General features: G+C 58.3%; 13 protein-coding genes. 2 read left to right on the forward strand and 11 right to left on the reverse strand.

From position 1 onward, the window contains the following. Nucleotides 1-73: 73 nt before the first annotated feature. The 5 genes from L6R21_24455 to L6R21_24475 all read right to left on the reverse strand — a co-directional run bounded on the left by L6R21_24455 (nucleotide 74) and on the right by L6R21_24475 (nucleotide 6,170). Nucleotides 74-370, reverse strand: coding sequence for a nucleotidyltransferase domain-containing protein (locus tag L6R21_24455; protein ID MCK6562363.1), 297 nt, complete (start codon nucleotides 368-370; stop codon nucleotides 74-76). 78 nt (nucleotides 371-448) lie between these two features. Continuing rightward, entirely contained in the window at nucleotides 449-2,083 is a 1,635-nt protein-coding gene (locus L6R21_24460) for a CTP synthase (GenBank protein MCK6562364.1), read from the reverse strand. 34 nt (nucleotides 2,084-2,117) lie between these two features. After that, on the reverse strand, nucleotides 2,118-2,876 hold the full coding sequence (kdsB, locus tag L6R21_24465) for a 3-deoxy-manno-octulosonate cytidylyltransferase (GenBank protein MCK6562365.1): 759 nt from the start codon (nucleotides 2,874-2,876) through the stop codon (nucleotides 2,118-2,120). A gap of 231 nt (nucleotides 2,877-3,107) precedes the next feature. Continuing rightward, entirely contained in the window at nucleotides 3,108-3,395 is a 288-nt protein-coding gene (gatC, locus tag L6R21_24470; GenBank protein ID MCK6562366.1) for an Asp-tRNA(Asn)/Glu-tRNA(Gln) amidotransferase subunit GatC, read from the reverse strand. Nucleotides 3,396-3,560: 165 nt separating this feature from the next. Then, nucleotides 3,561-6,170 carry an outer membrane protein assembly factor gene (locus L6R21_24475; GenBank protein MCK6562367.1) on the reverse strand — a complete coding sequence of 870 codons (2,610 nt, stop codon included), beginning with the start codon at nucleotides 6,168-6,170 and terminating at the stop codon, nucleotides 3,561-3,563. A 138-nt stretch (nucleotides 6,171-6,308) separates the two neighbouring features. Here L6R21_24475 and L6R21_24480 point away from each other — a divergent pair, with 138 nt between their 5' ends. Next, nucleotides 6,309-7,523, forward strand: a complete 1,215-nt coding sequence (locus L6R21_24480; protein MCK6562368.1) for an MFS transporter — start codon at nucleotides 6,309-6,311, stop codon at nucleotides 7,521-7,523. Between the two features lie 213 nt (nucleotides 7,524-7,736). Here the strand turns inward: L6R21_24480 and L6R21_24485 are convergent, their stop codons facing one another. Continuing rightward, nucleotides 7,737-10,991, reverse strand: a complete 3,255-nt coding sequence (locus L6R21_24485; GenBank protein MCK6562369.1) for a CotH kinase family protein — start codon at nucleotides 10,989-10,991, stop codon at nucleotides 7,737-7,739. Nucleotides 10,992-11,200: 209 nt separating this feature from the next. Here L6R21_24485 and L6R21_24490 point away from each other — a divergent pair, with 209 nt between their 5' ends. Beyond that, the gene (locus tag L6R21_24490; GenBank protein MCK6562370.1) at nucleotides 11,201-11,419 is read left to right on the forward strand and encodes a hypothetical protein; all 219 of its coding nucleotides are present in this window, start codon (nucleotides 11,201-11,203) and stop codon (nucleotides 11,417-11,419) included. A 71-nt stretch (nucleotides 11,420-11,490) separates the two neighbouring features. Here the strand turns inward: L6R21_24490 and L6R21_24495 are convergent, their stop codons facing one another. From L6R21_24495 to L6R21_24515, 5 genes are all read right to left on the reverse strand, one after another. Beyond that, complete coding sequence (locus tag L6R21_24495) at nucleotides 11,491-13,947, reverse strand: glycogen/starch/alpha-glucan phosphorylase (GenBank protein MCK6562371.1); 2,457 nt, start codon at nucleotides 13,945-13,947, stop codon at nucleotides 11,491-11,493. A 369-nt stretch (nucleotides 13,948-14,316) separates the two neighbouring features. Beyond that, on the reverse strand, nucleotides 14,317-14,724 hold the full coding sequence (locus tag L6R21_24500) for a GxxExxY protein (protein ID MCK6562372.1): 408 nt from the start codon (nucleotides 14,722-14,724) through the stop codon (nucleotides 14,317-14,319). Between the two features lie 78 nt (nucleotides 14,725-14,802). Then, nucleotides 14,803-15,501, reverse strand: a complete 699-nt coding sequence (locus L6R21_24505; protein MCK6562373.1) for an inorganic pyrophosphatase — start codon at nucleotides 15,499-15,501, stop codon at nucleotides 14,803-14,805. A gap of 49 nt (nucleotides 15,502-15,550) precedes the next feature. Further along, nucleotides 15,551-17,008 carry a type I restriction-modification system subunit M gene (locus L6R21_24510; protein MCK6562374.1) on the reverse strand — a complete coding sequence of 486 codons (1,458 nt, stop codon included), beginning with the start codon at nucleotides 17,006-17,008 and terminating at the stop codon, nucleotides 15,551-15,553. Nucleotides 17,009-17,147: 139 nt separating this feature from the next. Further along, the gene (locus L6R21_24515; protein MCK6562375.1) at nucleotides 17,148-18,710 is read right to left on the reverse strand and encodes a restriction endonuclease subunit S; all 1,563 of its coding nucleotides are present in this window, start codon (nucleotides 18,708-18,710) and stop codon (nucleotides 17,148-17,150) included. Nucleotides 18,711-18,985: the final 275 nt, after the last annotated feature.

Genomic DNA, 18,985 nt, shown 5'->3' on the forward strand with positions numbered 1-18,985 from the left:
TAACAAAGCGCACAAGCGCAAATCCGGATGAAACTGCACGCCAACGGAGGAGGAATAGCCTTCCTGTTCCTTCTCAAACATGAATCGCCTCTTGCAAAAGGCGGCTGTTGCGGTGAGGCTGCACGTCCTTCTCCCGGCAGATACCGACTTGCCGATGGCAAGAGGCTCTCAATTGATCCCGCAACTTCATTTTCTTGTCAAAGAGATCATCGGTGCCGGGTTCGAACTCAGCCAACAGGTCGATATCGCTCTCTTTCGCTTGTTCGCCCCGGGCAAAGGAACCGACGAGACCCAATCTCACAATGCGAAAGTCGGTTCTGAGTGTCTGGCGGTGCTTGCGCAAGGACTCGAGAACCTGATCGGTGTTCAACCTCGGGCGTCCTCCTGGTCTTGCGGGACAACGGTTGCAGCAGAAAGACCGGTAGCCGGCTCTCTGCGCTGCCGGTCTTCACTTCCCCGCGAACTTCAATGCCGCCGCGACGAAATCGCGAAACAGCGGATGCGGATGCAAAGCGCGCGAGCGCAATTCCGGATGAAACTGCACGCCAACGAACCAGGGGTGGCCTGTCAGTTCCATGATTTCGACCAGCTTGGTTTCGGGATTCACGCCGCTGACCTGCAAGCCGCGCTCGATCAACTGCGGCAAGTAGCGATTGTTGACCTCCCAGCGATGGCGGTGCCGCTCGTGAACGGTGCCGGTTTGATACGCCTGCTGCGCGCGGCTGCCCGGCTTCACTTCGCAGCGATACGCGCCCAGCCGCATGGTGCCGCCCATTTGCTTGATGTTGACTTGCGTCTCCATCCTGTCGATCACCGGGGTTGGCGTCTGCTCGTCGAATTCCGTGCTGTTGGCGCCGGGCAGGCCGCATACATGGCGCGCGAATTCGATCACCGCGCATTGCAGCCCCAGGCAAATGCCCAGAAACGGCATTTTGCGCTCGCGGCAGGCTTGAATCATCTTGATTTTGCCTTCCACTCCCCGGCTGCCGAAACCGGGGCAGACCACCATGCCGTGCATGCTGTTGAAGCTCTCGGGAATGCCGCTCTGTTCCACCTTCTCGGTGTCGATCCAATGCAGCTCGACGTGGGCGTCGTTGGCGACGCCGGCATGCACAAAGGCCTCGACGATGCTCTTGTAGGAGTCCTTCAGCCCGACGTACTTGCCGCACATGGCGATGTTGACGGTATGGCGCGGGCCTTTGATTTTGTCAACCAACTGCCGCCAGGCATCGAGATCGACGCGCCGGCCGCCGAGCTCGCCGCGCTGCAGTTGCAGGCGCTGCTCGAGAATCGCGCCCAAGCCCTGTTCTTCGAAGATGAGCGGAATTTCATAGATCGAAGACACGTCGCGCGCTTCGATGACGCATTCCGCCGGTACGTTGCAGAACAAGCCGATCTTCTTACGCAAATCGAGCGAGAGATGGCCGTCGACGCGGCAGAGCAGAATATCCGGCTGAATACCGATCTCGCGCAGCTTCATCACCGAATGCTGGGTCGGCTTGGTCTTCAACTCGCCGGAAGCGCGGATGTAGGGCACCAGCGTCAGGTGGATGTTGACGCAGTTTTCGACGCCGGCCTCCAGGCGAAACTGGCGGATGGTCTCCAGAAACGGCAGGCTCTCGATGTCACCGACGGTGCCGCCCACTTCGGTAATGACGACGTCATAAACGCCATTGTCGCGCGCGACGTCGAGGATGCGGCTCTTGATTTCATCGGTGATGTGCGGAATCACCTGCACCGTGTTGCCGAGATAGTCGCCGTGGCGTTCCTTGGTGATCACGGTGTAATAGATTTGGCCGGTGGTGGCATTGTTCTTCCGCGACATGTCCACTTCGATGAACCGCTCGTAGTGGCCCAGGTCAAGATCGGTTTCCGCGCCATCATTGGTGACAAACACTTCGCCGTGTTGATAGGGACTCATGGTGCCGGGATCGATGTTGATGTAGGGATCCAGTTTGAGCATGGTCACCTTGAGCCCTCGCGCTTTCAGCAACACGCCGATGGCTGCCGAGGCTACACCTTTCCCCAAAGCCGAAACCACGCCGCCGGTGATGAACAGATACTTGGTGTTCTTGCTGGGAATCAAGATTTCTTTCCTGGTTGAGGGTGCGATGGGTTCAACGGCTTTTGGTCGACAAATCGCGCGTCAGCGCCTCGAGGTCTGTGGGGGTGTCGATACTCCTTCCGTCATATTCGGTGCGCGCCACATGAATTTTGATGCCACGCTCGAGCAGGCGCAGTTGCTCGAGGCGTTCCACCCGCTCGAGATGGCCGGGCGGCCACTTGACGAACTTCAGCAACAGCTCACGCCGGAAAACATAAACGCCGATGTGTTTCAGATACTGGTAGTGCTCCAGCCACTCCCGGCCGGAGCGGCAGTCGCGGCAATGGGGGATGGGAGAGCGGGAAAAGTAAAGCGCGGTGTGATCCTGCGCCAGCGCCACTTTGACGACGTTGGGATCCTGCAGTTCCTCGGCCCGCGTGATCGGACAGGCCAGGGTGCTGAATTCGGCAGTGGCATCGCTCAACACCACGCTGACCGCCAGATCGATGGCGCGCGGATCGATGAGCGGCTCGTCGCCCTGAATGTTCACCACCAGATCCGGCAAGGGAGCCATTCTGGCAGCGACTTCGGCGATGCGGTCGCTGCCGCTGGGATGATCCTCGCGCGTCATGATCGCGCGGCCGCCAAATCCCTCCACCGCTGCTGCGATGCGGCGGTCATCGGTCGCCACCCACAGCGCACTCAACGTCGCGGACTGGCTGGCGCGTTCATACACCCATTGAATCATCGGACGGTCCAGCAAGCGCGCCAGCGGCTTGCCGGGAAAACGCGTGGAAGCAAAACGGGCCGGAATCACACCGAGAACATTCATGGCCACACCCGGTCAGGATCGGTTCGTTGCAGTTCGTGTTGATCAATCTCTTGCCAAATCATGTGCGCCGCCGGCGGTCGTGCCATTTGGTCAATCGGTCGGGATCACACGCTGCCGGCGCCAGCCAGCCAGCCGCAGCCTCATGCTTGGTGTCCGAGCCGGCCTGCGACGGAATGCGGCGACCAGGAAAGCGCAGGCGTTGATCATGCCCGCCGCGCGGAACGGGCGGGCCTAGCCGATGACTTTCGGCACCGAGAAATAGCCGAGCTTGTGCGCGGGCGCATTTTGCAGAATTTCTTCCACTGAGTTGTCCTGCGCCACCCGGTCTTCGCGAAAGACGTTGCAGAGGTCGAGCACATGCGCCGTGGCCGGCACGTTCTCCACGTTGAGCTCTTTGAGCTGTTCCACGTAGCCTACGATGGCATCCAATTCCCGAGCGAGACGGGCCAGCTCCTCTTCACTGAAAGTGAGCTTGGCGAGCCGGGCGAGATGCCTTGTTTCTTCAATGGAGATCGACATAATAATCGGAAATGTTGCAGTCCATTAATTCTTGGCTCGACGTTTGCTGAACGGCAGCGCACTAATATAAAAGAAGCCGCGTCAGAGTCAAGGTTTAATCCCTCGCCACGCGCGTGCTTTTTGTCTTTGTTGAGGTTAAGCGTGAAATGACGCGCTTCTCGCGAATCAAAACATGAAGCCGCCACCAGCCGTGACCAGTTTCCCCTCGGCCGAGCCTGCAATTCCGACAGAAAACGTGAAAGTGCGATAGATCGGCGCCAGCCACAAACCGCCGCCCAGGCTCGTGTGCCAGCCGCCCGGACTTTGGGATTCAAACCAAACACGGCCGGCATCTCCAAAAACAAAGAGGCCGAAATCGGTGGGAAAGACGATTTTGGTGCGCACGAGATAAGCGCGCAACTCAGCGTTGCCGATGGCGGCGGCTTCGCCCGCAAAGCGTTCCCGCCGGAACCCCCGCACCGAGGCATTGCCGCCGGCATAGGCCGCCTCGTAATAAGGAAACGCCTCGCCCCATATTTTTTCGCCGGCGGTGCGCAGCGCCAGCGTCAACCGCGACAACGGTGAATAGTAAAGCCGCAATTCCGCCGCACCCTTGGTGAAAGCGCTGTTGTTGTCGAATACCGCCGGCACGTGCGCCACCCGGCTGCTGGCGTACAAGCCGCGGGTGGTGGCCACCGGCCGGTCGCGCAAATCCAACTCCAGGCGGCTGCTCAACTCTGCCAAGCCGTTGATGGTCACGCCGAAAGGCCGGGTCTGCCGGACGAAGGTGTTTTCTTCCGCATCCGTGTCAGTGTATTTCAGAGCGCCGGCCACGCTGGCGTGCAAATACGGCAACAAATCGCAGCGCAAGGAAGGTTGCAGCCAGTATTCGTGCGTGCGCACACGATAATAATCAGTGAGATTGGTTGTTCCCGCCTGCGCCACCGCGCGCGGCGACTGGTTGCCGAAGCCGTGAAAATTGCGCACTTCACGCGGCACCGTGGCACCGGCCTCCAGACCGAAGCGAACGTGCTTGATCACATCCACGAGGTCAGCGGTGTAGCGCAGCCGAAATGCGCCGGTGGCAAAGGCCAGATTGCCGCGCAGCGTCATCTTGTAGTCATAGGGATGTTTGCGAAAGGCGTAATGATACCAGGCTTGGCCGTGACCGAGGAACAGGCCGTCATCAGGAGTGTAGGCCAAAAACGGAATCGGCCTGGCCTCTCCGCCATAGTCGGGCCGGGCGGGTTTGTCCTCGTGGCGATTGACGAGGGAATCGCTCGTGCCGAGCTGCCGGCGCATGCCGGTGCCACTGACCCGGGTCGTGCCGGCGACATCATAGATGACGGTTGCGCCGCCGGCTTCATTGACGAATTCATCTTCGCCCGCGCCGCCAATCAGGCGCACGGTAATGCCTGTGCCGGCGTGGCCGCGCGCCACCGCTTTGTCCCGGCCGCCCATCAGGAACAGGCGTAATTCCTTGGTCTCATTGCGAAAGAAGGTACGCTGAAACAACAGGTCATCTTTCTTTTCGCCGGATTCATCATCGTACTTGAAGATTTTGACCGTGACCTGATCTTTCATGCTGCGGTCGATTTCGGCATACTCCGGTTTGTCGCTCATTTTGATCTCGACATGCTCCGCGAGCAGGCGATAGTATTGCCGCGCCGCCTCGGGCATGTGATTGCGGCGTTGCTTCAGCCTCTGCTCCAACTCCGGCCCGTTGATTTCATACACCGCCGGGGGCAATTGTCTTACGGCATATGCCAGCACGGAATCAGTGAGGCCGGCGACAAACGCCTCCGTCACCTGCTGGAATTCCGGCCACGACAGCCGGTTCAGAAATTTGCGGTCGGTGTGGCGGCCGGAGTGGGTCAGGCTCACGATATCGGGTTCCTGCTTGGCGAAATTCTCGAGTTGTTTGACGACGTAGCGCCGTTCGGCAAACGCGGGCAGCAGGCCGTCGAATTTGGCAAAGGCCTGATCGCGGTCGCGCGGAATCGGCAGCCAAATCTTTTTGGTGCCCTCGCTGAAGCGCGCCCAGCGCCACTGATCGGGATGGCGATCCCAATCGCCGAGAAAAATATCCAGCAACCGCGCGCGCAAATAGGCGCGCGGCTCCACATAGTCGTCGTTGTCTTCCTGCAGTTCCACGAAGAGATCATCGCTGCCGACGATTTTTTTGGAGCCGGCAAAGCCGGTTTCGCCGTTGGGGCCATCCGCCGGCCGCTCTTCGATCATGCCCAGCAGCCCGCCAAACTCCTGCCGGAATTCTCCCAGGCGTGGATCATCCGGCATGATGACGAGCAGGGGATTGGCATGCAACACGCCCGCAGCTTCGGCAATGGCCGGCACCACCAGCGCGGCGTAAGGATGCGCGCTGCTGATCTGATCCTGGATGATGTCGGCGGCCACGGTTTCGTGCAACTCCGGCGGCAAAGTTTTGCTCGGGTCTTTGTCCAGCGAGCGAAAGGCAAACTCGCGGCCGTCTCCGGATTTGAAACGCAGTGACTTGGTTTGCAGACCACCGCCTTTTTTTGAAGGGGTCAGGCCGCCGGCAAAATTCGCCAGATCGAGAACCGGCACGGTCACCGGCGCAGCCCAGACATCACGATAATGCGCGCCGAAGAAGAAGCGATGCAATCCGCCGCGAACGTAAAGTGCACCCGGCACGCGCACTTCACTCTTTGCGGCTTGCGTGGCAGCTTCATTCGCGTTATTTTGTTGCCCGTTGGCCCCGCGCGCCAACGCGAGCAGGCAGATCAACAGCAACGGCGTGGCAAGCTGGCGTGGCATTGGATTCCTCTTTGGGATGGCAGTGATGCGACAAGCCCTGGGTGCCGGTGCGCAGCGCCGGGCAGGCATGCCGCCAGTTCGCGCCTGCTGAAAGCTTCCTCCGAAAATCAATATGGCCGTCAATAAGCCAAACCACCTGTGAAAAGTCAAGCACAAAGCCGCCACAGGCCGGCGCCTCCCGCGTCCGCCGCGCCTTCCGCCTCGCCGCCGGCCGGCCGCAGAAATGTCGTCACGCTCGGCGTGGTGAGCCTGCTGAACGACATGGCAGCGGAGATGGTTTATCCCATCATCCCGATATTTCTCACCACCGTGCTGGCCGCGCCGGTGGCCATCGTCGGTTTGATTGAAGGCATTGCCGAAGCCACGGCCAGCGTGCTGAAGGTCTTTTCCGGCTGGCTGTCCGATCGCTGGCAATCGCGCAAACGTTTCGTTACCGGCGGCTACACGCTCGCGGCAGTTGCCAAGATCTTGCTGGCGCTGGCCGCCGCCTGGCCGCAGGTTTTGCTCGCGCGCTTCGTCGATCGCGCCGGCAAGGGCCTGCGCACCGCCGCCCGCGATGCGCTCATCGCCGATTCCACTGCTGCCCATCAGCGCGGCGCCGCGTTCGGTTTGCATCGCGGACTCGACACCGCCGGCGCGGTGCTCGGCCCGCTGCTCGGGCTGGCCTTGCTGCAGATTTTGCAGAACGATTATCGTACAATCTTCTTGATTTCCGCGGTGCCCGCGCTGCTGGCGGTGTTGCTGCTGATCGCGTTGGTGCGCGAACCGCAGCGCAGCGCCGGCAATCTGCCGGCGGCGGAACTTCTGAAGTGGCGGCAATGCGATCCCGCCTTCAAGAAATTCTTGCTGGCCAGTGCCCTGTTTGCGCTGGGCAACAGCTCCGACGCGTTTCTCATCCTGCGGGCACAAGCGCTCGGCTATTCCACCAGCGCTGCCGTGCTGCTGTTTGTGGTCTTCAATGCCGTCTATGCTCTGCTTGCCTTCCCGCTCGGCAAACTTGCCGACCGCTTCGGCGCGCGACCATTGCTCGCTGCTTCGTTCTTGCTATTCGCATTGATCTATGCCGGTTTCGGCCGCGCCGGACACGCTGCCTGGCTGTGGTTGTTGTTTCCGCTGTATGGCTTGTACATGGCGATGAGTGAGGGCGTGGGCAAGGCTTACATCGCGGGCTTGGTGCCGGCGGAAAGGCGGGGCACGGCGCTGGGCTTGTTCTACACCGTCACCGGCGTGATCACTCTGCTGGCCAGCACCGTGGCCGGGCTGTTGTGGAGTTATCTCGGACCGGCAGCGCCGTTCTACTTCGGTGCGGTCCTGGCGCTGCTGGCGTGCGGGGTTTTTGTGAATTCGAAATAGCGTCGACTTCCAACATTGGACGAATCATGCGGGGTATCGACCGGATTCACATGATTGACAGGATTGTGTGGTTCGGTCAATGCGCGCGGGTTGCGATCAAAAACAAAAATCCAGTGAATCCTGTTAATCCTGTCCATCCTTTGTTGGCGCGCAAAACAACAAAGCCCCGCGGTGTGACCACGGGGCTTTGTAATTTTCATCATCAATCGTGCCTCAGCGCAAGAACACCAGCCGCCGCGTCACCACTTGCCGGCTGCCGGATTCTCCTTCAAAAAACAGCCGCAACAGATAGATGCCGCTGCTCACCGTCCGTCCCGCGCTGTCTTTGCCTTCCCAACGCAGCGTGTGCCGGCCCGCTTGCCAGCGTTGGTCGGATAACTCGGCGACGCGCTGGCCCTGCAAGTTGTAAATCACCGCGCGCAACAATCCGTTCTCCGGCAAATCCAGCGGCCACAGCGTGCCGGAATTGAACGGATTCGGGTAATTCGGCGCCAGCGCGAAGGCCCGCGGCAGTGCGGAGCTGGCGGCCACCGAGGTTTCTCCCCGTTTGACCTCCGGCACGCCGTTGAGCGAGAGATCAACCGCCCACAAATCCGGATTGCCGTCATCCGTGTCGCCCTCATTCATCGCCTCGCCGGAGAGCACGTTACCGTCATCGAAATGAACGGTGATTTGCACCCGCCGCGTCAGCCAATCCAAATCATTGTCTTCGCCGTTGCTGTCGCTCGCGCCCGGGGCCAGGCCGCCGCCGGCAAACGTGAGCGTCACTGCCTGGGAGGTGACGTTATCATTGTTCTCTTCCACGTCGGGGGTCACCGTAAAGCTGTTACCGTTGCGGAAGAGATCGAACGCGCTTTCGTCCTGGCCGGCGATCTCCACCTGGGTGAGGCGCGCGACTTCCGACAGATTGAACACGCGGCAGGTGAAAAATTCCCATTCATTGTGCGGATCGATCTCGACCCGCGCCGCCACGCGCACCGGTGTGAACGCCAGCGTTGTGAACACACTGTCAGCGGAGTTCACTTCGTTGCCCTCGCGGTCGCGGTTGCGCACACGAAAATGATAGCGCGTGTCCGGCGTCAAACCTGACAAGGTGATTTCGTGACGGGTGAGAAACGTGCTGGTCCAGGGCGTTTGCTGGCCGTAGGCTGCCGTCGTGCCGTATTCGATTTGCGTCTGCGCCGCCTTGTTGGTGCGCCACACGATGGTGGCGGCATTGGCGGTCACCGGCCCGATCCTTAGCTCGGAGATGAAAAAGGTGTCGGTTTCCGTGCTGAAGATCGCCTGTAGTGCGAGGTCGCGGTTGAGGGTGAGGGAGATTTCGGCCTTCGCCGGCAGGCTGGCATCGCTCCAGCGTTCGAAAGCGTAGCCGGGACTGGGCGTTGCCTTGACGGTGAGGGGAATGCCGCGGAAGTATTCGCCCTGCCAGGGCAGGTCAACCGGCGTGATCGTATTGAGCGTCACTTGGCCTTCGCCTTCCGCCGGCAGAATCGAGACCGTGGCCATGCCGGACAAACCGAATTTCTGCATGAGTTGCTCGCGTTGATAGGCCGGCCGCTCGTGAATGAAATTCCGCACCGCGTTGAGGTTGCGCTCCCATACGCTGTGATCTTCGCTGCCCCAGCGCGTCAACTCGCGCTCCATTTCCGGTGCGATCAGCGCCACGAGCCGGTTGAGATGGGATTCGACATTCCGGCTGGCAAGCGTGGTGTTGATGAGATCGGCGAAGCGGTTGATGAAATACCGGCGATATTCCCCGTTGGCCAACAGCCGGCGCAGCATCAGCGTGCTCCACAGCAGGCTTTCATCGTCGTTGAATTTGATGTCGGTGCGAACTTGGTCGCGCGTGGCCCATGCCAGGGTGGGGTGGTCGGGCGAGGCGTGCCGCCAGGCCGCGCCCGTGTCCCACATGATCCAAAACCAGCGCGGGTCGCCGGCGCGATCATGGCAGCGGTCGAGGTTGTTGTGCGGCCAGTCCCAGTTCGCGCCGAAAATGTTCATGATGTGATAATCGGTGAAATTCTCGAGGTCGGCATAACGGCTCTTGACGCGTTCGTAATTCGCCGGCACGCGCAGATCGTTCTGTTCGAAAAAGGCAAAGGTCTCGTCCCAAAACACGGCATCGCCTTCACGCAGCTCCGGCTCGGAAGTGCCCCACTGCGAGCGGTGCAAGTCCATGTCGGTGATGCCGTAATTGGATTCGATGTACTCGTCGTCGATGCGCTCACGGATCCAATAGACTCCCCAATACTCATGATTCAGATAGAGCGCCGCCGGGCGAAACGCCGAGATGGCGCCGCCGACTTCATGCCAAAGAGAATGCGTCAAGGCATCGTTGACCATCGTAAAGGTCCCGCTGCCGGTGGCTTGATCGCCGGAGGGCGCATAGAGCACGAGTCGCTTGAATTTGTCGATGGGCTTCTGCGGGAAGACGCGGTAATCCAGCGTGCTTTGGCCATAGTCGCTGCGAAAATACAGCCGCAGGCTCTTCTTGGCGTCGACGCGCGAGCTGTTGCCGTGAATGCGAATGCCGGCGGGCGCGGCGAATTGCGTGACGCCGTTTTCGATGAGCGCGACATCGACCGGCCGTTCCCAGGCGTCGCCTTCGCCTTGCGGGTTGACGTAGATGCCAATCTCAGCATCCCACAGGTTCGCGGGTGCAGTGGCAACCACGATGATCGGTAGATTGGGCCGGTCGTTCAGAATGTACGTGCCCGAGATAATGCGAGTCTGCGCTTCGCCGCCGGCAAACACCCGCGCGCGCAGCACAGTGGTGCGGGTGAAGGTCAACGGTTGCGTGTAGCGGCTGGTTTGTGCGGTGGGTTCGTCACCGGTGAGGGTGTAGCGGATTTCGCCGGTGGGATGATTAGTGCTCAGCGCCACCGTCACGCTGCCCTGATAGACGCCCTGGGGCTGGGAGAAGGTCAGGTTGGTCTCCGGCGGTGTATCCCCGCGGTTGGCGGCTGCCGGCGTGGGTGTCTGCATGAAGACGAAAGTGGCGCTGCCGTCCGGCAACCGGCCGTAGGAGACATCCGTGGTCTGTGCGCCAAAAGTGAGCGAGTCCACCACGACGCCGGCGGGATCGAACAGGCCGAGAAACTCGCCGCTGCCGCCGAGTTTGAAGTTGGTGTGTAAATGCGCCGGATCCGGCCGGTCCTTGCCCGAGGCCCAGACCAACAAATATGATGCGGGCGCCAACGTGACTTCCGGAAAGACCCACTGCGCCGGCTCTTCGGCCTTGTCGGTGATCGTGTAACCGGACAGATTGACGGGTGCCGTGCCGGCGTTGTACAGCTCGAGCCAGTCGCTGGCTTCGCCGTCTTCATCCAGAATCACGGCCTGGTTGGAAGCCAGCAATTCGTTGAGGACGATCGTTTGCGCCGGTAGGAAAGTGGTGCCTGACAGGCAGCAGAAAAATGTTGCCAATAGAATCAGGCTGGGATGGTGGCTAATACGCAATCGAGTCATGGCAGACCCCTCTGCTTTGAATGTCCAAAACTTCAGCGGATTAGAAGAACGGACAAACAATTGCCGCCGGCGCGATTTGCCAATGATGATCAACACATTCGGGGCAAAGCAGCAAGACGTGTCAATAGGAAGCGGTTTGTCGGAGTCGGGTGAAACCTGGATTCACGGGGAAGGAGGTAGGATAATCATTGCCGCGACAACCGGCTGGCATGATCATCCCCAGAATAGCCGCAAAGGCCGTCATTGCGGACAAGCTTCAGGTCACCGCACTTTTTGTTTTGCTGATTGTTCGGCGTCAGCAACTTATGGCGGCCGTTGCTGACGCATCAGGCGAAAGCAATGCTCTTCGCCCTGCCATTTTTCCACACAGCCGGTGCCTGTCTGTGTGGCGTGCAGCGGCGGCCGGAAAATCCGCGATGGCAGGATGAGCCAACGCAGGAACAAGCTCCTGCGCTTCGCCGGCCCCCGCCCGGCCGGCTTTCCGGCTGCCCACCGCTCCTCAGTCGGTGGAATCGTCTTCGTCGACCCCCTCCGGCGGCAGCGGATGAATGTCCCAAATATCGCGGGCATATTCCATCACCGTGCGATCGCTGGAGAATTTGCCGATGCGCGCGACATTGAGAATGGCTTTGCGCGCCCACACTTTCTTGTCGGTGTATTCCCGCGCGGCGCGCAGATGCGTCTCGGCATAGGATTCGAAGTCGGCAATGTGAAAATACTCCTCGCCGGGCTGCATGAGTCGCTCGTGGATCGGGCGAAACAGGTCAGGCTCCTGCTCGCAGAAACGGTTCGAGCGCAGGCTGTCGATCACGCGCCGGATGGCGGGGCTGCGCAAGTAATAGTCCTGCGGCTGATAGGAATGATTCTGCCGCATGGCCGCGACCTGCTCGGCGGTGAGGCCGAAAATGTAAATGTTCTCCGCCCCCACTTCGTCGCGAATCTCGATGTTGGCGCCGTCGAGCGTGCCGATGGTGAGCGCGCCGTTCATTGCGAATTTCATGTTGCCGGTGCCGGAGGCCTCCTTGCCGGCAGTGGAGATCTGCTCACTCAAATCCGCGGCCGGCATGATTTTCTCCGCCAGCGAGACGCGATAGTCGGGCACGAACACCACCTTCATCTGATCCTGCACGCGGCGATCGTGGTTGACCACCTCGGCGATGTTGTTGATGAGCTTGATGATCAACTTCGCCATGAAGTAGCCGGGCGCCGCCTTGCCTGCGATAATGTAGGTCTTCGGCACCTCCAGCTCTTTGCCGTCTTCCACGATGGTGAGATACTGGTGCATGATGTGCATCGCATTCAGGAGCTGGCGCTTGTATTCGTGAAAGCGCTTCACTTGAATGTCGAACACCGCGTCGGGTGAAACGGTGAGATGGTTGGTGTGCTGAATCACCCGCGCCAGCCGCGCTTTGTTGGTGCGTTTGATCGCCATGAACTCCTCCTGGAACGCGGCGTCCTCCACAAACGGCTCGAGCGCGCGCAGCCGCTCGAGATCCGTCACCCAGGTTTCGCCGATGGTACGGTTCAGCAAGCCCGTCAGGCGCGGATTGGACTGCTGCAGCCAGCGCCGCGGCGTGACGCCGTTGGTCTTATTGTTGAATTTGTGCGGCCACAGCTCGTAGAAATCCGGCACCAGCGTTTTCTTCACCAACTCGGTGTGCAGCTCGGCCACGCCGTTGATCGAGTGGCTGCCGATCATCGCCAGATGCGCCATGCGCACTTGCTTGGGCTCGCCCTCCTCGATGATCGACATGCGCCGCGCCCGCTCGGCATCATGCGGCCACACCCGCGCCACCTGCTGCAAAAAGCGCTGGTTGATCTCGAGAATGATTTGCAGATGCCGCGGCAGCACCAACTCCATCAGCGGCATCGTCCAGCGCTCCAGCGCCTCCGGCAGCAGCGTGTGATTGGTGAAGCCCAGAATCGATTCCGTGATCTGCCAGGCCTTGTCCCACGGCACCTCGTACTCATCGAGCAGAATCCGCATCATCTCCGCCACCGCCAGCGCCGGATGCGTGTCGTTGAGCTGCATCGCGATCTTTTCGGGAAAATTGTCGAAGGACTTGTAGTGCTCGCGGTAGGCGCTCACGATGTCACGCAGGGCGCAGGCGACCAGGAAGTATTCCTGCACCAGGCGCAACTCCTTGCCGGATTGCACCGCATCGGAGGGATAAAGCACTTTGGAGATGCGCTCGGTGGCGACTTTGTCGGCCATGGCCTTCAAATAATCGCCCTGGTTGAAGATCTCCATGTCGAATTCGGAGGAGGCGCGCGCGGTGAACAGCCGCAGGAAATTGACGGTTTCGCCGTCGTATCCGACAATCGGCATGTCGTGCGGCACGCCGATGATCAGCTTCCAATCCAGCCAGACGGACTTGGGCTTGCCGTCCTGGCCGAGCTCTTCGACCATTTTGCCGTAGATCGGGATCAAGCAGGCGCGGTCGTTGCGTTCGATCAGCCAGGGCGTGGATTCGCGCGACCAACTGTCGGGTTGCTCGCGCTGGTGGCCGTTGACGATTTCCTGCTTGAACAAGCCGAACTCATAGTTGATGCCGTACCCAAAGCCCGGCATGTCGAGCGTCGCCATCGAATCGAGCAGACAGGCCGCCAGCCGCCCCAGGCCGCCGTTCCCCAGCGCGGCGTCGCGCTCGGTGTCGCAAATCGCCTCCAAATCGATCTTCATCTTGGCTGCGGCCTTGCAGGCCCAATGATAAATGCCGAGATTGTAGAGATTGTTGCGCAACAGTTGCCCCATGAGAAATTCCATCGAGAGGTAAAACACGCGCTTGACCTGCAGCTTTTGATAGCGCTTCTCGGTGGCCATCATGCCGTCGATCATGCGCTCGCGCACCGCCAGCGCCACCGCCATGAAGATGTCGTAGTTGGTCGCTTTTTTCCACTCCAGGGCCATGGAATACTTCATGTGATAGCGCACCGCGGCGCGCAGGGCTTGCATCAGGCGTCGGCGTTTTCCGTTGGCATCGTTGGTGGATTGCGAGGCCGGGGTTTCCGGCTGTGAGTGGGAAGGTGATTGCGGGTTGATTGGTTCCGTCATAAGCTTCGTGTGCTTCCTTTCAGCTTTTTGGTGATCCCACGGGCAGTTCCGGGTTGACGCTCCGTCGCATCTGCTTCTGGGTGGGCCGGCCAAGATAAGCAACCGGCGGCTTCAGCGCAATTACTATCCGCAGATATCGCAGAGACGCGCAGATTTTCCTGCTGCGTCTTTCTGCATAATCTGTGGATCATTCTGCATAATCCAGCACAAATGCAGATGTCGCCGAGACGCGCAGATTTTTCATCTGCGGCTATCTGACCAATCTGCGGATCACTCTTTGTAATCTAACACAAAGCGTTTGTATTCCAAACGAGGCGCACCAAAGTTGAGCAACAGGGCGCGCTGCAATCCCGTGGCCTTCAAATAGTCGATGATCTGCGCTTCCTCAATCGTCGTGAGCTTTGACAAAGCCTTGGTTTCGACCACGACTTCGTTGAAATAGATGAAATCGGCTTTGTAATGGCAAGCCAGAACCTGCCCTTTGTAGCTTACCGGCAAGGGAACTTCGCGTTTGCAGGGAAGCTGCCGCGCCGCGCTTTCGAGCGCCAATGCTTCTTGATAGACTGCTTCGAGAAAACCATGCCCGAGTTCGCGATGCACCTCCATCGCAGCGCCGATGATGGCATAAGCTTGCCGATCGCGTTGGTCTTGCTCGTTTATTTTTGTCCCTTTCTTCAATCCGCAGATTACGCAGAGATTCGCAGATTTAATTCTTTTAATCTGCGTGTATCTGCGCCATCTGTGGATAAAACCAGTTCATCCCCACAACCTCAACGCGCTGGTCAGAATCGTCTCGAGATCGCCGTAGCGCGCTTTGTAATCCTCCTGGCTGCGTCGAATGATTTCCTCCGCCTCCTCGCGATTATAAACGTCCGTGATTTCGCAGGTGCTCTGCTTCTCGCCGGGCGCCTGCTTGTAAGTGAGAAAATAGTGCCGCAGGCGGTCGATCACATCCGGCGGGCACTCGCTCACGTCGCGCCACTGGCCGTAGACCGCGTCGCCCTGCATCACCGCGATGATCTTGTCGTCGGCCTCGTTCTTGTCGATCATGCGCAAGCCGCCGATGGGAATCGCATGCAGCAGAATATCGCCGTGCGAGATTTGTTTCTCGGTGAGCACGCAGATGTCGATGGGATCGCCGTCGCCCACAATGCCGGCGCGGCCGGTGCGCTGCATGCACAAATCCGCCACGCGCTCGGCGCAATAGGTTTGCGGAATCAAACCGTAGAGCGTGGGACAGTGGCTCGAAAATCTCTGCGGCCGATCAACGCGCAAATGCCCCGTGGCTTTGTCGATTTCATACTTCACCGTGTCGGTCGGCACCATCTCGATGTAGGCGGTGACCACCTGCGGCGCCTCCGGCCCGATTTGAATGCCGTGCCACGGATGGGATTTGTAGAGCACGCCCATGAGCTGCCAAATGGGATCGGAGCTTGTGGCCCGGGCTTTTTTCATGATCGCTCTCGCTTCAATAGCGTTCATCATCTTGCGACGTCCTTTCGTGTCATGTTTTTTCGAGTTCCTGATGAATGGTGCTGAACTGCTCCATCGCCGCTTCGAGATTTTCGGCAATTTCACGTGCCAGCACCTCGGGGTCGGGAAGATTTTCGGAATCTTCCAGGCTTTCGTCTTTCAGCCAGAAAATATCCAAACTCACTTTGTCGCGCAGCAGCAATTCGTCATACGAAAAAGCTTTGAACCGCTCTGTTGCGCGGCGCTCGAAACGGTTGGCCGGATGATAGCACTTGATGAAATCCTGCAAATCCTCGAAACGCAGCGGATTGGTCTTCAGCGTGAAATGCCGGTTGGTGCGCAGATCGTAAATCCACAGCTTCTCCGTCCACGGCTTTTCGCGCGCCGGCCGGCGGTCGAAAAAGAGCACATTGGCTTTCACGCCTTGCGCGTAAAACACGCCGGTCGGCAGCCGCAGCAGCGTATGAACGTCGCACTCGGCCAGCAGCTTGCGCCGCACGGTTTCTCCTGCGCCGCCTTCAAAGAGAACGTTGTCCGGCACCACGATCGCCGCCTTGCCGTTCATCGCCAGCAGCGTTTTGACGTGCTGCAAAAAGTTCAGTTGCTTATTGGAAGTCGTCGCCCAGAAATCCTGGCGCTCGTAAATCAGTGCCTCGCGGTCGGCCTTGCCCTCGCCGTTGACGATGGTGATGCTGCTCTTTTTGCCGAACGGCGGATTGGTGAGCACCAGATTGAACCGGTCGCCGGGGTCGGAAACCAAACTATCACCGACGATGATCGGACTCTCTTCCCCGCCGATGCCGTGCAGATAGAGATTCATCACGCACAAGCGCGCCGCGCCGTCAACGATCTCCCAGCCTTTGAAAGTTCTCTCTCTCAGCGCGCGCTTTTCATCGCGGTCGAGTTGATGACGTTTGGTGACGTACTCGTGCGCCGCGAGCAGAAAGCCGCCGGTGCCACAGGCCGGGTCGCAAATCGTCATGCCAGGCGCCGGCTGCATCACCTCCACCATCGCTTTGATCAGCGGCCGCGGCGTGAAATACTGTCCCGCGCCGCTTTTGATGTCCTCGGCGTTTTTCTGCAGCAGCCCTTCGTAAATTTCGCCCTTCACGTCGATGTCCATTCCCACCCAGGTTTCGTCGTTGATCAGCTCGATCAGCCGCTTGAGCTTGGCCGGGTCTTGAATCTTGTTTTGCGATTTGCGAAAGATGACGCCGAGCATGCCTTTGGCTTTGCCGAGGCTGTCGAGAATGTGGCGATAGTGCACCTCCAACGCGTCGCCGTCTTTCTTGAGCAGGCTGGGCCAATCGAGATTTTTCGGAATGATCGAGGGCTTGCCAAACGCCGGTCTCGTTTGCTCGTCCGCCATTTTCAAAAAGAGCAGGTAGGTCAACTGCTCGACGTAATCGCCGTAGCTCACGCCGTCGTCGCGCAAGACGTTGCAATAATTCCACAGGCGCTGGACGATGGTGGTGGATTCGTTAGGCATGAGGTTTTTGATCCGTAAAAGTTCAGTGAACCAGTATTAGACTGTCATTCTGAAAGAATCTTTTTTGAATCCAAGCCACGTGCTCGAATCAAAAAAAGATTCCTCCGGAATGACAACTTAGTCTATAAACATTTCATCCCTAACGGGATTTTGTTTTTCCGTCTGTCTCGCGCTTTGCCTTTTCCGCTTTGATTCGCTCCAGCAGCTTCTCCGCCGGCTCGTCGTTGGGGTCTTGCGGCACGAGCTGGCCCGCAAACGCGCGCTGCAAAATGCTCTGGCGCAGCCGCTCCGCCTGCTTCAGGCTGTGATCGATGACTTTTTCCACTTCTTCGGCGATGGAGAAGCGGCGCTCGATTTCGGAGATGATCTTTCTTTGCTCAAGCAGTGTGAGAAAAGGAACAGGCATCATAAACAATTTTGTCCCATTTACATTTGCCTGCCCAACCTGTTGCGAGACTACCGAAGAGATGTATTTGCGGCCCTCGAACGAATTTATAAACCAAGAAAGAATATCCGGCTCAAAAAATTCTCTATTTACCCTGACTCTGATGAGATAGGATGCAAATACAGCTTTGGGATGGCTGCTTTTATATACCGCCGTTTTCCCTACCAATTCAGCACTGTTGGTTCTGTTAAATAACACATCCCCATCTTGTAAAATGTATTCCTTCAAATCCGGCCATTTTGTGGGAAAATATTTTAGGTTTGCGAAATCGAGCTTTCCATCCTGAATATTTCCCATTCGTAGCACTGGAATTCCTGATGCCTCTTCGTCGGCCTTTTCAGAAGTACCGTACTGCATCATCTCGCTGATTTCCCCAACTCTCGCCCACACCCATCCCGCCGGCAATTCCGGCAGATTCGAAGTATCCACCAGCGGCGGTTCTTTGTATTTGGCTTTGGCATTCTTCTGCCGCTCCGCTTTGATGCGCTCCAGCAGTGCGGAAGCAGGCTCCAGCTCGGCTTTGTGCGCCTCGCGCCACGCCGGGGTGAGCTTGCCGGCAAAGGCGTCTTTCAACACGGACTGGCGGTAGCGCTGCAACTGCGCCTTCGCCTTTTTCAGCGCCGCCACGCCGGCATCGAGCTTGGTGAAAAGCTCTTCAATCTTCGCCACGATGCGGTGCTGCTCAGGGAGAGGAGGAAGAACAAACGCCAATTCTGAAAGTTGCTTTTTAGTTACCCCTGCTATTGTCGTTCCCCTATGTTTGTATTTGAATATCTGAACTGCTTGAGAAAGATAGTACAGCGAATAATCCGAAAATATTAAAGATGAATTGTCAATGAGAGCATGTGAATCTTGACTAAAGCAAAGAGGTGTTATGGTCAGCGCCAATTTACCTAATCCTACTCGTGTAACCACAATTATGCTCCGTTCAGGAACAAGATTGGTGGCCGAGTTTTCAATCGCCTTTCTCGTAATTTGTCTTCGCGGTCTAATATTCTTCAAACCATAAATATCGGCGCTAGTTATCCAAGGGATATTACCATTCCAATACTCATCAATATTCGTTGACGGCGTACCTCCCCCGACGATTTGATAGATTTCTCCCACGGTCGTCCACACCCAGCCTTTGGGGAGAGCAGGCTTGCCGTCATCGGAGGCCATTTGATGATTGGGCGATACCAATGGCTCGCGCTCCGACCGCAGCGGGGTTTTCGCCAGGTTTGAGGCACGAGGTTTTTTGCGTCGTGTTTTCTTCATTTATTATCCAATTTTATAGCATCATTTATAGCATCACTTGTAGCATCATTTTTTAGACTCATTTTCGAGCGCATTTTTATCACCAGTTTATTCCCTCATTACGTCTGCGCCTTTCTCAAAAAAATAGTCGCGATGAACCACGGCGTTGATCACTGCTTCCCGCAGCATGCAACAATACACCGCCATTTACACCGCAGTTTTTTGCCATTTTTCCCCCCTGCAAAATGCTTTTACACCGAAATTTTTTCGACAAATCGCCCCTGTAAAATCAGAGC

This window comes from bacterium (assembly GCA_023150945.1).
GTDB lineage: Bacteria > Zhuqueibacterota > Zhuqueibacteria > Zhuqueibacterales > Zhuqueibacteraceae > Coneutiohabitans.

What these genes read in the sequence shown, in the direction of transcription:
- kdsB (MCK6562365.1), bottom strand. Translation starts at nt 2,876, where the DNA reads ATGAATGTTCTCGGTGTGATTCCGGCCCGTTTTGCTTCCACGCGTTTT.
- gatC (MCK6562366.1), bottom strand. Translation starts at nt 3,395, where the DNA reads ATGTCGATCTCCATTGAAGAAACAAGGCATCTCGCCCGGCTCGCCAAG.
- L6R21_24475 (MCK6562367.1), bottom strand. Translation starts at nt 6,170, where the DNA reads ATGCCACGCCAGCTTGCCACGCCGTTGCTGTTGATCTGCCTGCTCGCG.
- L6R21_24485 (MCK6562369.1), bottom strand. Translation starts at nt 10,991, where the DNA reads ATGACTCGATTGCGTATTAGCCACCATCCCAGCCTGATTCTATTGGCA.
- L6R21_24490 (MCK6562370.1), top strand. Translation starts at nt 11,201, where the DNA reads ATGATCATCCCCAGAATAGCCGCAAAGGCCGTCATTGCGGACAAGCTT.
- L6R21_24495 (MCK6562371.1), bottom strand. Translation starts at nt 13,947, where the DNA reads ATGCAAGCCCTGCGCGCCGCGGTGCGCTATCACATGAAGTATTCCATG.
- L6R21_24505 (MCK6562373.1), bottom strand. Translation starts at nt 15,501, where the DNA reads ATGAAAAAAGCCCGGGCCACAAGCTCCGATCCCATTTGGCAGCTCATG.
- L6R21_24510 (MCK6562374.1), bottom strand. Translation starts at nt 17,008, where the DNA reads ATGCCTAACGAATCCACCACCATCGTCCAGCGCCTGTGGAATTATTGC.
- L6R21_24515 (MCK6562375.1), bottom strand. Translation starts at nt 18,710, where the DNA reads ATGAAGAAAACACGACGCAAAAAACCTCGTGCCTCAAACCTGGCGAAA.